Origin of the sequence: Methylocystis sp. WRRC1, from assembly GCF_020733155.1 — a bacterium.
Taxonomy (GTDB): Bacteria; Pseudomonadota; Alphaproteobacteria; order Rhizobiales; family Beijerinckiaceae; genus Methylocystis.
Genome location: NZ_JAJFZJ010000001.1, coordinates 301259 through 313914 on the forward strand (window position 1 = coordinate 301259; position 12656 = coordinate 313914).

Sequence of the window (12656 nt, forward strand, 5' to 3'; positions counted from 1 at the left end):
GTTATTACACCTGTATTAACCTTAACAGTTATAACTTATGTTATAACTGTTAACCGTCCTGTGCAACATGACAAACGGCCGCGCATGGCTAAACTGCCGACGACATGCGCCCCGACATACTCGCTCCCCTGTTCGGTCGCGTCGCCGCCCTGCCCGGCGTCGGCCCGAAGACCGCCAAACTTTTCGACCGGCTGCTCGCCCGCCCCGGCGCCGAGGCGCGCGTCGTCGACCTGCTCTTTCATCTGCCGACCAATGTCGTCGATCGCAGCCAGCGCCCAAAAATCGCCGAAGCGCCGATGGACACGATGGTGGTGATCAAAGCCACGGTCGTTGAACATCGCCGTCCCCAGGGCCGCTTCGCCAGAGCGCCCTTCCGCGTGCTGGTGGAGGACGAGACGGGCGACATTGAACTCGTCTTTTTCCTCGCCAACCCCGACTGGATCGAGCGCAGCCTGCCGATCGGCGGCACGCGCTGGATTTCAGGGCGTATCGAGCTTTACGACGGCCGCCGTCAAATGGTGCATCCGGACCGCGTCCTCGACGAGGCGGGGCTCGCCAGATTGCCGCCCTTCGAGGCGGTGTACGGTCTAACCGAGGGTCTGCAAACCCGTTACGTTTTACGCGCGACGGAAGAGGCGATGACGCGACTGCCCGCCCTCCCCGAGTGGCAGGAGCCGAGCGTGCTCGCAGCCAACAAGCTCCCGGCTTTCGCCGAGGCGCTGCGCGGTGCGCATCGTCCCGAGAGCGCGAGCGCGCTTTCTCCGCAACACCCCGCGCGGCAGCGGCTCGCGCTCGACGAATTGCTGGCGAGCCAGCTCGCCTTGCGTCTCGTGCGCGCGAAGATGCGCCGTCTGCCGGGCCGGGAAAACAGGGGCGACGGCCGCCTGTCGCACGCGATCGAGTCCGCGCTGCCATACAGCCTGACCAGCGCGCAGCAGCGCGCGCTTGCCGACATCCGCGCCGATCTCGGATCGGACAAGCGCATGCTGCGTCTCGTGCAGGGCGACGTCGGCTCCGGCAAGACGATCGTCGCCGCTCTGGCGATGGCGAGCGTTGCGGAGTGCGGCCGCCAGTCTGCGCTGATGGCGCCGACCGAAATCCTTGCGCGCCAGCATTATGAACGTCTCGCGCCCTTGCTCGAGCCCGTCGGCCTGCGCGTCGCGCTGCTCACGGGGCGCCTGAAAGCGAGCGAGCGCGCTGCGCTCCACGCCGCGATCGGCGCCGGGGAAATTGACGTTGTCGTCGGCACTCATGCGCTGGTGCAGACCGATCTCGCCTTTCACGACCTGGGCCTCGCCGTCGTCGACGAGCAACATCGTTTCGGCGTGCAGCAGCGCCTTGCGCTCGGCTCCAAGGGCGAGGCGGTCGATGTGCTCGTCATGACAGCGACGCCTATTCCGCGCACGCTCGCGCTCACGGCCTTCGGCGACATGGACTCGTCCGCGCTCGACGAGAAGCCGCCGGGACGCACGCCGATCTCCACCCGCGCGCTGCCCGCCTCTCGCATCGGGGAGGTCGTGGCCGGTCTGCAACGCGCACTGGCGCAGGGCGCGCGCGCCTATTGGGTCTGTCCGCTGGTGGAGGAGAACGAGGACCTCGACCTCGCCGCGGCGGAGGAGCGCGCCGCCGATCTGAGGCGCTATTTCGGAGACGCCGTCGGACTTCTCCACGGCCGCATGAAGGGTTCCGAGAAGGACGCGGTGATGGAAGCCTTTCAACGCGGCGATGCTCGCCTCCTCGTCGCGACCACGGTGATCGAGGTCGGCGTCGACGTGCCGGAGGCGACGATCATGGTGATCGAGCATGCCGAGCGCTTCGGCCTTGCCCAGCTTCACCAGCTGCGCGGACGCGTCGGGCGCGGGACCGGCCAGTCGAGTTGCCTGCTGCTTTACAAGGGTCCGCTCAGCGAGACGGCCAAAGCCCGCCTGACGATCATACGCCAGACGGAAGACGGCTTCCGTATCGCGGAAGAAGACCTGCGTCTACGCGGAGAGGGTGAGATCCTCGGCACGCGGCAGGCTGGCATGCCCGGCTTCCGCCTCGCGGATCTGACGGCCCATGCCCGCCTGCTCGCCATCGCTCGGGATGACGCAGAGCTGATCCTGCGCCGTGATCCCGAACTTTCCAGCGAACGCGGCAAGGCGTTGCGTGTCCTGCTCTATCTCTTCGAGCGCGACGAGGCGATACGGCTCTTGCGCGCAGGTTGAGCGTTACGCCGCCTGAGCCCGCGACTGCCCGAACTGCGGGACAAAACCGGCGACGGTCTCGAAGGGAATGCGCCGGTCGAAATTCAGCGTGCGCGCGTCGCTCACGATCAACGCCTGTGGCGCAAGCAGCACCGTCTCGAAATCCATGTAATTGTGGAAGTAATCCTGGTTCATCAGGGCCTGAGCAAGCGTCCTGTATGAGGCGTTTTCGGAAGCTTCGAGCGCTTCACCCCGCGTCACGCTTTCGACGTGCAGCGCGAAGCGCAATTTCGTCTGCTCGACCTCGAAGATCAGCAGCATTTTGGTCGCGAGCCCGCCCTCGACATCGGAACGCCAGTTGCGCCACCACGGAAGCCCCGGCCGCGCCTCCTCCTGCTCCTTGTGAAGCAGGCGTGCGAGAGGCCACAGGCGGGCGAACTTGGTGCGGCTGAGCAACCAGGACCGAAATTCATGGGATTCCACGAGCCTCGACGCGAAAATCTCGTCGAGATCACAATTCTGGTCAGCGCTCGCCTTCATGACGTCGGTCCTCAATTCGTCTAATCGTGATTTTGCGCGCCTGTCGAAAAGCGCGCCTCGTTGCTTCTATTTTGTCGTTATGAATCATTGGTGTAGGAATGCTTCGTCAACAATATAGCGTAAAAATAATGTAAACGCTATCCTTTCTATTTCAGCCGGCGTGCGATGACCACACGATTGCTGTTGACGCCTTTCGCATTGTTGGCTACTCCCCAGCAATTGCTGGTTTTCGTAAAGCGCTGGCGGTTGATCATCACGCACATACGCTCGAACGGCAATCCTTCCATCGCCTTCCAGACCAGACGTTCGAGCAGCACGCCGCCGCGTCTGACCTCACCGACTTCATAGGCCACATGGCCGCCGGGCCGCACGACGCGGGCAAGCTCCTCGAACACGGCGCGGGTCATCCGCGTCCATGCGCCGATGTCACGAAGCTGGGAAATGTCGATCTTCTCCGCATCTACGCCCGCAAACCAGTTTCGCAGCCAGTTATCGGCGCGATAGTTCACGACATCGAGGAAGGGCGGCGACGTAACCACGAGATCTACGCTGGCGTCGCCCAGATGAACGAGGCGCGCGGCGTCGGCGACGGTCAGACGGGCGCCGGAAACCGGTGGCGGCGCGCCATCGGCCAGCAGCGCCCGAGATTTCTTCAGGATGATCGCCGCGACGTCGCGCGGCGGCGGCGACTGGCTGCGTCGCTCGTTGATCTTCAATTGCGCCTTCACCGTCACGGCCTGATTTGGCGGCAGCGTATAGACGGAGAAGAAACCCGGCGAATGACCGGTAAGGCGGTTGAGCGCGACCATCCTGATCCAGTCATCGACGGGATCGGGCGCCTCGTCCGGATGGGCGCGTGAGATAAGCCAGGCGCGCAGGGCGCAAATCTGGCGCAGCGTGTCCGGATGATAGAATGCGAGCAGATCGTCGCGGTCGAATTCGGTCGCCTCGTCTGTTAAAGGCGCCTCGGCGAGTCGCGCGGCGATGGCCTCAAGCGAGGGCGGCCGCAAGCGCGGGCGCGCCAGCAAGACCGACAGGGGATTGGCGTCCGAACCGAACGCGCGCCGGCCCTGAAGCGCCGCCTGCAGCGGCGTCGTGCCGCGACCCATGAAGGGATCGCAAACGCTGTCGCCGGGCTGCGTGAACCGGTCGATGAAAAAGGCCGGCAGCTGCGGTTTGAAGCAGGCGCGGTAGCTCACTTCATGCAGGGAATGGCCCTGGCGCTGGCCCGCGGTCCAGAACTCATTTACGTAATACGTAACGCCGTCTTCGACGACGACCTGCGTCGGCGCCCCGAATTGGTCGAAGGCGCGCAGATCTTCGAGGAATGCGTCGTTTGGCCGCCGGCGCTCCGGGAGCATCAGTCGGTTCGATCCGCGAGACACGCCAATTTCCTGATTTTCGCGCCCATCGCTCGCCGCGCCGACGCGAGTTCGTATTGCAGCTGCAGGTTCAGCCAATCCTCGGGATCGACGCCGAACCAGTGGCCAAGCCGCAAGGCGGTGTCGGCGGTGACGCCACGCTGGCCATTGATGATGGCGGTCACCCGATTTACGGGCACATCGATGTCGCGGGCGAGATCGGACGCGGTCAGTCCCAATTCACTCAAATAGCGCGAAAGAATTTCTCCCGGATGCGTCATACCCTTCTCCACGGGCGCCGAGGCCTTTTTCGATCCGTCCTTGCGTGGGGCGCGCCTGGGCGCGTCCTTGCGCAAGGCGGCTTCCCGCCGCGCCGGCTTTGCGGCCGGCGCGGACGCATGCGGAAATTCGCCCTTCAGGAAAAGACGCGTGAGCGCCTCGCGATAAGCGCCCATGAAAGGCTCCGCTCAAGATGAAATACGTAAACCATATTATGCTTTCCGTAAATGCTAACCAAGGGTTGAATTCATCCCCTCGCCCCTCGTCCAGCCCTCGCGCGTCTCGGCGATGAAGTCGTTGAGGCGGCCCTCCGAAATTGCCGTCCGCAGGCCGGCCATCAGGTCCTGATAGTAAGCCACATTGGCCTGTGTCAGCAGCATCATTCCCAGGATTTCCCCTGCTTTTACGAGATGATGCAGATAGGCGCGCGAGTAATCCCGCGTCGCCGGGCATGTGGATTCCGGGTCGAGCGGGCGCATGTCCTCCGCGTGGCGGGAGTTGCGCAGATTGACCTTTCCGAAGCGCGTATAGGCGAGGCCGTGACGCCCGGCGCGGGTCGGCATCACGCAGTCGAACATGTCGACGCCGCGGGCGACCGCCTGAATGATATCGTCGGGCGTGCCAACGCCCATCAGATAGCGGGGCTTTTCCACAGGAAGATGCGGTAAAGTCGTCTCCAGCATGTCCAGCATGACCTCCTGCGGCTCGCCAACGGCGAGGCCGCCAACAGCGAGGCCATGGAAGTCCATCTCCGCGAGCGCTTTCGCGCTCTCGATGCGTAGCGGCTTGCAGGCGCCGCCCTGCACGATCCCGAATACCGCCCTGCCCGCTTCCTCCCTGAAGGCCTTGCGTGAGCGCTCCGCCCAGCGCAGCGAAAGCCGCATCGCGCGCTCGGCCTCGGCGTCGGAGCATGGGAGGCGCACGCATTCGTCGAACTGCATCTGGATGTCGGAGCCCAGCAGATGTTGGATCTCCATCGAGCGCTCGGGCGACAAATGGTGGCGCGAACCGTCGATATGCGACTGAAAGGTGACGCCGCTCTCGTCGAGCTTGCGAAGCTTGGCAAGTGACATGACCTGAAAACCACCGGAGTCGGTCAGGATCGGATAAGGCCAGTTCATGAAACGATGCAGGCCGCCGAGCCGCGCGACCCGCTCGGCGCCCGGACGCAGCATCAGGTGGTAGACGTTGCCGAGCACGATGTCGGCGCCCGCCGCGCGCACGTCCTTCACAAACATCGCCTTCACCGTCGCCGCTGTTCCGACCGGCATGAAGGCCGGCGTGCGGATCGTTCCGCGCGGCGTAAATATCTCGCCCCTGCGCGCCGCGCCGTCAGTCGCGTGGAGAGTGAAGGAGAAGCCTTGGTTCATTTCCTGTCCTTGGCGCCGAGCGCGGCGATCTTCACGATTTTATATTGACCGCTGTCGGTCTCGTTGAAACATACGGTGAAAGTCGAGCCGACCTTCAGTTCTGCGTTGCGTAAATCCGTTCTCCAGATCGCTGTCTCGGCGGCGCCGAAGTCGATGCGGCCATCCCGGCGCAGGATGAAAGGACGCGGAGCCTCGCCATCGAGATCGAACGCGCCGAAGACGTCCCATGTGGATACGAGACGCGTTTCTTCCATGCGCAAATCGACCGTCATCGGCGCCTCGGTCGGATCGTCGCGCCACAGCGCAACCAGTCTAACGTCACGCGAATTGCTCATGGCTCTGCGCGATGCAGCAGACAGGCGTCGCCATATGAGTAGAAGCGATAGCCGTCTTCAATGGCGTGCGCATAGGCCGCCTTCATGCGTTCGAGACCGGAAAAGGCGGAGACGAGCATGAACAGCGTCGAGCGCGGCAGATGGAAATTGGTGAGCAGCATGTCCGTCGCACGGAAACGGTAACCGGGCGTGATGAAGATGCCCGTACGTTGCGCGTAAGGAGCGAGCCTACCATCCGGCGCGGCGGCGCTTTCCAGCACGCGCAGCGCCGTCGTGCCGACGGCGACGATGCGGCCTCCCCGCGCACGCGCCTCGTTCAGCTCGGCGGCGGTCTCGGAGTCGATTCGCGCGAACTCCTCATGCATCCTGTGTGATCCGGTGTCGTCGGCCTTCACCGGCAGGAATGTGCCTGCGCCTACATGCAGCGTCACGCGATGGAGCTGCACGCCGCGCGCTTCGACGGCGGCGAGAAGGTTCGGCGTGAAATGCAGTCCCGCCGTCGGCGCCGCGACAGCGCCCGCCTCCCGGGCGAAGACGGTCTGATAATCTGTTTCGTCGCTGGCGTCGGCGGCGCGCTTTCCGGCGATATAGGGCGGCAGCGGCATCTTGCCGGCGATCTCGATCGCCTCATCGAGCGACGGGCCCGAGAGATCGAAGGCGAGCGTGACCTCGCCGGCGTCGCCCCTGCCTTCGACACGGGCGTCGAGAGCGCCCTGAAGACACGCCCCTCCGCTTTCACGGCCGAAACGGATGAGATCGCCAATCGCGAGTTTCTTCGCGGGGCGCATCAGCGCGCGCCAGCGCGAGGCGTCGAGCCGCTCGATCAGCGTCGCCTCGACGCCCGCGCTCAATTCGCCCCGAAGGCGTCTGCCGGAAAGCCGCGCATGTATGACGCGCGTATCGTTGACGACGAGCGCGTCGCCTTCGCGAAGACAGGCGGGAAGATCCCGCACCGACTTGTCCTCGAAGGCGCCCTTGCCGGGCACGACGAGCATGCGCGCGCTGTCGCGCGGGTTCGCCGGTCGCAGAGCGATGCGATCCTGCGGTAGTTCAAAATCGAAGAGATCGACGCGCATTTACGCTCTACATAAAGATGGCCGGGACAAGCCCGGCCATGACGCATTTCACAAATGCGGACCGCTCAGCCAAGCGTCGCCTTGATGATCTTGTCGGGATCGCGCACCGGTTCGCCGCGCTTGATCTTGTCGACGTTCTCCATGCCCGAGACGACCTCGCCCCAAACCGTATACTGCTTGTCGAGGAAGCGGGCGTCGTCGAAGCAGATGAAGAACTGCGAGTTCGCGCTGTCCGGATCCTGCGCGCGCGCCATGGAGCAAGTGCCGCGCACATGCGGCGCGTCGTTGAACTCCTGCTTCAGATTCGGATATTTCGAGCCGCCGGTGCCGGTGCCGCGCGGGCAGCCGGTCTGCGCCATGAAGCCGTCGATCACGCGGTGAAAGACGATGCCGTCATAGAAGCCCTCGGAAACGAGCTTTTTGATATGCGCGACATGGTTGGGAGCGAGATCGGGGCGGAACTTGATGACGACGGGTCCCTTGGTCGTCTCGAGGGTCATGGTGTCGGCGGTTTCGGTCATTTTTGCTCCTGTGTGAAATAGCGCGCGCGCTCCGGCTGCCGTTCAATGGAGAGCTGGAGCGCGCCTTTTTTCTCAGCTTTCGTCGCCGGCGAGGCGCAGCTTGATGATCTTGTCCGGGTCCGTGACCATGCCGTTGTCGGACTTCGATCCCTTCTTGATCTTGTCGACGACATCCATGCCCGACACGACCTCGCCGAACACCGTATATTTGCCGTTGAGCTGCGGCGCATCGGCGAAGCAGATGAAGAACTGGGAATTGGCGGAATCCGGATCGCCCGGCTGGCGCGCCATGCCAAGCGTGCCGCGCTTGAAAGGCTCCTGGCTGAACTCGGCCTTCAGGTCGAGATAGCGGGAGCCGCTCAGTCCGGTGCCGGTGGGATCGCCCGCCTGCGCCATGAAGCCGTCGATCACGCGATGGAAGACGATGCCGTCGTAGAAATGCTCCTTGGCGAGCTTCTCGATCCGCTCGACATGTTTCGGCGCAAGATCGGGCCGCAGCTTTATGGTGACGCGCCCGTCCTTGGTGTCGAGGTAAAGGGTGTGCTCGTCGGCCGCGCGAGCAATGTGGGCGCTTCCGAGCGCAGCCATGGCGACGGCGGCGAGAAGCAGACGGCGGCTGAGTTTCATATAGCCTCCCTAACGGTTGTTCTTTGCTTGCCCGGCCGAATTTTATTTCTCGTTTTCAATGCGTTGAGACGAGAACAAAATTGCGTCGATCCGGTCTTCGGTGGGCGATTTTATCCTTGCGGCGAAAAATCGCCCCGGCCTTATACGCCGCCGGGCGCATGAGCGCCACGACGTTTCGGCGGGAGGCGGGTCCGATATGGGTCGCCGTGTCTTCGCCTTTCCCGAGCCGTCTCCAGTAATGAACAAAGAAAATAAACATCAAATATGTAATAATGTAACCAAATTTAGACAAAGACTTTCCTGAAGAGGCTCAGTTGAAGGTAAACTTGCTTGCTTCTCTACAAGCACACAAAGATCTTCAGCTTCTAAATTTGATTTTTGTCTAGCCGAATTCATCATTCGAACCTATCCTGACTGCGGAAACTTTAAAAAGGGGGGCTTCCATTGAAAAAGTCGATCATCAGCGCCGTCGGCGCGATGATGTTGGTCCTGTCTGGGTCAACGTCTGCTTTCGCCACGGACCCGGCCGCGATAACGGAGCCGGCCAGAGCCGGCGCCGTGCTTGGCGTTCCGGAAAACTCCGATCAGTTCATCTGGCGGCTGCTCACCCAGATGGCCGCCCCTGTCACCCTTGGCCAGCCGCGGCCGGTCGTTTTCGAAACCTGGGCGTCGGACGCCGACACTTTCACCGCCACGCCGCATTGGCCCGGCCCGAACGAACCGCGGAAATTCCACGGCAGCGTCCTCGCGGCGACAAAGAGCGCGCATGGCTTCGAGCTGGATGTTCCCTGTTCGCCGCCCGGCAACGCGCCGGTCGCGGGCTTTCCGATCGCCGGCAACCCGAAGCCCTGCGTTGCGGAGGAGGTTTTGCGCAATCGGCCGGAGTTCGACTACATCGTCAACAACGGGCTGAACACCAAGGCGGGATTGGCCGCCGCATTCTCCCGGAACTTCGTCGTGAACATGCCGAGGTCGTCGATCTCGATGAAGGGCGACTGGGTTCCCGTGCGCACGATGCTGCGATGGATTCCCCGGCTCGGAAGCGTTGAAAACATCCGGCGTCTCTATTTCACGACGGTTTCCGATTCGGTCGAATATGCGCTCGTGGCGATTCATGTCGCCAGCAAGCAGAATCCCCTCTGGGTCTGGGGAACTTTCGAGCATGAATTCAATCCGGGCCGCTGCGACACCATGGGCTGCTACGACAGCTTCGGGAGCGCGACCCCCGTCGTCCTGCCAAACAAGTCTGCGCCGAACACGCAATATGGCGAATGCGTCAAGACGCCGCGACTGACATCTATGATGTTGCACGCCCGTCTGTCGCCGGTCTGGGGAAACTATTGCCTGAAATCGAGCCAGGTGACTTTCACCACCGCTGACGGAACGCCCACCGTTCTCGGCAATTCGGTGACGGAGCGGCTCGTGGCGAATGGAGCCATTGCGGCCTCCTCCTGCATCGGTTGCCACGCCTATGCGTCCTTCGGACGTGACGGCGCGACGACGGCGCGCGCGGAGGCGATGCTTCCCTATAATCCGACCGGAACCCCGATCCCCGCGGTTCTTGCAGGCTCCAAAACATTTGATTTCATGTGGGGAGTGCTGTTGGCGCCGTAAGAAACGCCGTTACCCCCGTCCTTCAGGCGCGCGGTGCGCGTTTGAGGGCCTCGACCGACGCGGGCGGCGCGAATTTCGCGCCGCCCATTTGTATTGACAGCAATCTGATACGAGAGACGCCGGGCAAGTAATTCCGGCGTATCAATTGAACGACCGTCGATTGAATCGGCGCCTTTCTCGCAGGTCGCGTCGCCCCGAAAACCTTGACTGTATCCCCCTGAAAAACAGGCTCCTTGCGCTCTTGACGGCGTGAACAGATTCGCCTTATGAACGAATTACATGTGATGTGTAATGCGTGTTAATCTTAGTGGTCTCCTCAGGGCGGGGAATATGATGAAAAGAATGAATCCAACTCTACTGGCAATGTTAGGCGCTTCGCTTGTCGCGTCGACTGTTTCGGTTTCAGCTCAAGAGAGCGCCGAGCAATCGGCTTCCGTGGCTACGCCTGTCGTCACACCTGTAATCGTTCAAAAAGTTAAACATGGGGAAGATCAGGACTTTCAAGTCATGGATCTGTGGGGCACTGGCTTCAGCCCCATGAGCAAAGTCTTTATCGCTGGCGCGGACATTACGAAAGCCTGTCGATTCAGAGGTACGACGTTCATTACATGTTCGTTGAAGAATCCGGGGCTTGCCGCCGGCGATTACCGTCTTGTCGTCAGGACCGGGGTCAAGGAGACTGTCTTCGAGGTGACCGTTCCTTGCCGGGATAAAGGGCATCACTACAAGGAACGCGGAATGACCCAGTATGACGACGGGTGCGTCGCTGGTCCTCCCGGCCCTCGCGGCCCCATGGGTCCTATGGGCCCTATGGGGAAGCCCGGCAAGGATGGGGAACCTGGGGCGAAGGGTGACAAGGGTGACAAGGGTGACAAGGGTGACAAGGGTGATACCGGTCCGACGGGTCTGCCCGGTCCGGCCAGTGGAGGCGCTCGGGACTATTTTGTGTGCTCGGGCGCAAACAATACGACCGTTGTTGCTGAGTGTCCGACTGGCCAAGTGGCCGTCGGCGGCAATGTAACTATAATTGGTCAGGCAATGCCTACGGGTGGTGGATGCCCAACACAACCGTGGACAGACGTCCCCGGGGGCGATGTCAAATTGTCGCGGCCTAACCCCAACGTAGCAAACGGGGCCACGTTTAATGGATGGGCGGGGCAGGGAACCGGTCTTGGCCAGAATACAATGGTTGTGCATGTGTTCTGTGCTTTCCCTGCTGCTGACTGACGCTTTCTGACACGTTGCGCGGCGGCTGAGGACACCCTCTCCGCCGCGCCTCAGATAGCCTAGTCACTGCAACTGACTCATCACTAGCCTCCGCTCAGACGCCCGTCTGAGCGGAGGTTTTTTTTCGGCCTCATAGCCGCGCGTTGCCGGACAGACCGACCTCGATGTCTTTCGCCTGCGCGCGCAAATCCGGATGATTGCGACTGTCGCGGCGTCGCCCCCCGAAAATCTTAACCGTACCCTTAAAACAAGCTTCCGGCGCGCTTGACTCCGCAAGCGCGTCCATACTATGTAACAATTACACGTATTATGTAATATCGTGTCGTTCTTTTTCAACTCTCCGGGCGGGGAATGCTATGAAAAGACATCTTCCAAAACTGTTAACAACCCTATGCGCTTCGCTTGTCGCGTCGGCTTTTTCGGCTTCGGCTCAAGAAAGCGCCGAGCAATCGGCTTCCGTGGCTACGCCTGTCGTCACACCGGTAATCGTTCAAAAAGTCAAACATGGGGAAGATCAGGACTTTCAGGTTATGGATCTGTGGGGCACTGGCTTCAGCCCCATGAGCAGAGTTTTTATCGCTGGCTCGGACATTACAAAAGCGTGTCGATTCAAAGGTACGACGTTCATTACATGCTCCTTGAAGAATCCGGGGCTTGCCGCCGGCGATTACCGTCTTGTCGTCAGGACCGGGGTTAAGGAGACTGTCTTCGAGGTGACGGTTCCTTGCCGGGATAAAGGTCGTCGCGACAAGGAACGCGGAATGACCCAGTATGACGACGGATGTGTCGCTGGTCCTCCCGGTCCTCCCGGCAAGCAAGGCCCGATCGGCCTTCAGGGGCCTCCGGGTCCGAAGGGTGACACCGGCGCCAAGGGTGAAAAGGGTGACAAGGGTGACAAGGGCGATCCCGGAGCGCAGGGCGTTCCTGGCACTCCCGGCGCTCCCGGCGCCACCGGCGCACAAGGCCCGAAAGGTGATCAGGGCCCGCAGGGCATCGCGGGGAACCTCGCTCTGGCCGGTAAAACTTGCTCGCCCAATCCGATTGTCGGGTTTAGCGCCGCCGGCGAACCCATTTGCCAAGGCGGAACGGGCGGTGGATGCGCTCGAGCGACGTTCAACCCGAGCGTTGGCATCACTGTTAGCGCCACGCTGCAGAACTGGGTTGGCGGAAATCAAACTTTCACAGGTTCCTCGCCGGAGTGCACTGTTACCGTGACGAAGCCAACCGGCACCATCGATAATGCGATTACCTCCGGCCACACCGGATGGAATATCGCTTCTGTCGCCGGGTGGAGTTCGTGTACTCAGAATGTACAGCCTCCCGCCTGTGGAACGGTCGGGGGAGTTGGAACCGTACAAGCCGCTACGAGCGACGCTAGGCCATTTCCGAGATGCTCTAACGCGTCCAATGTTCTTGGGGACCCTTCGAGCGCCGTCAACGTGATCACCTGCGTCCCGTAAAGACGGACCCGAACCCGAAGGCGTAATCTTCGGGTTCGGCGCCGGAAATTACTTAGGGTA

Annotated in this window: 11 protein-coding genes; 3 read left to right on the top strand and 8 right to left on the bottom strand. The window is 62.0% G+C overall.

Annotated features, from left to right (window positions below; genetic code table 11):
- Positions 1-104 precede the first annotated feature (104 nt).
- A complete protein-coding gene (gene recG, locus LG047_RS01530) occupies positions 105-2207 on the top strand; it encodes an ATP-dependent DNA helicase RecG (protein WP_227964817.1) in 2103 nt (700 codons plus the stop codon).
- A 3-nt stretch (positions 2208-2210) separates the two neighbouring features.
- On the opposite strand, the gene LG047_RS01535 is transcribed toward recG, so the two are convergent.
- The 8 genes from LG047_RS01535 to LG047_RS01570 form a co-directional block, all read right to left on the bottom strand.
- Positions 2211-2726 (bottom strand): hypothetical protein, encoded by a 516-nt coding sequence (locus LG047_RS01535; protein WP_227964820.1) that lies wholly within the window; start codon positions 2724-2726, stop codon positions 2211-2213.
- 146 nt (positions 2727-2872) lie between these two features.
- On the bottom strand, positions 2873-4111 hold the full coding sequence (locus tag LG047_RS01540; RefSeq protein WP_227964823.1) for a DNA methyltransferase: 1239 nt from the start codon (positions 4109-4111) through the stop codon (positions 2873-2875).
- Positions 4087-4542: a HigA family addiction module antitoxin gene (locus LG047_RS01545; protein ID WP_227964834.1), complete on the bottom strand. Its 456-nt coding sequence runs from the start codon at positions 4540-4542 to the stop codon at positions 4087-4089. Before LG047_RS01545 ends, LG047_RS01540 begins: the two co-directional genes overlap by 25 nt.
- Before the next feature lie 54 nt (positions 4543-4596).
- Positions 4597-5736 (bottom strand): tRNA guanosine(34) transglycosylase Tgt, encoded by a 1140-nt coding sequence (gene tgt / locus LG047_RS01550; protein ID WP_227964836.1) that lies wholly within the window; start codon positions 5734-5736, stop codon positions 4597-4599.
- Positions 5733-6071 carry a hypothetical protein gene (locus LG047_RS01555; RefSeq protein ID WP_227964838.1) on the bottom strand — a complete coding sequence of 113 codons (339 nt, stop codon included), beginning with the start codon at positions 6069-6071 and terminating at the stop codon, positions 5733-5735. Before LG047_RS01555 ends, tgt begins: the two co-directional genes overlap by 4 nt.
- Entirely contained in the window at positions 6068-7147 is a 1080-nt protein-coding gene (gene queA, locus LG047_RS01560; RefSeq protein ID WP_227964840.1) for a tRNA preQ1(34) S-adenosylmethionine ribosyltransferase-isomerase QueA, read from the bottom strand. The genes LG047_RS01555 and queA overlap by 4 nt, the downstream gene beginning before the upstream one ends.
- A 65-nt stretch (positions 7148-7212) precedes the next feature.
- A complete protein-coding gene (locus tag LG047_RS01565; protein ID WP_036281518.1) occupies positions 7213-7668 on the bottom strand; it encodes a peptidylprolyl isomerase in 456 nt (151 codons plus the stop codon).
- A gap of 72 nt (positions 7669-7740) precedes the next feature.
- Positions 7741-8295 (bottom strand): peptidylprolyl isomerase, encoded by a 555-nt coding sequence (locus LG047_RS01570; RefSeq protein ID WP_227964842.1) that lies wholly within the window; start codon positions 8293-8295, stop codon positions 7741-7743.
- Between the two features lie 444 nt (positions 8296-8739).
- On the opposite strand from LG047_RS01570, the gene LG047_RS01575 reads away from it, so the two are divergent.
- Positions 8740-9909, top strand: a complete 1170-nt coding sequence (locus tag LG047_RS01575) for a hypothetical protein (protein ID WP_227964843.1) — start codon at positions 8740-8742, stop codon at positions 9907-9909.
- A gap of 1583 nt (positions 9910-11492) precedes the next feature.
- A complete protein-coding gene (locus LG047_RS01585) occupies positions 11493-12596 on the top strand; it encodes a collagen-like protein (protein WP_227964847.1) in 1104 nt (367 codons plus the stop codon).
- Positions 12597-12656 lie beyond the last annotated feature (60 nt).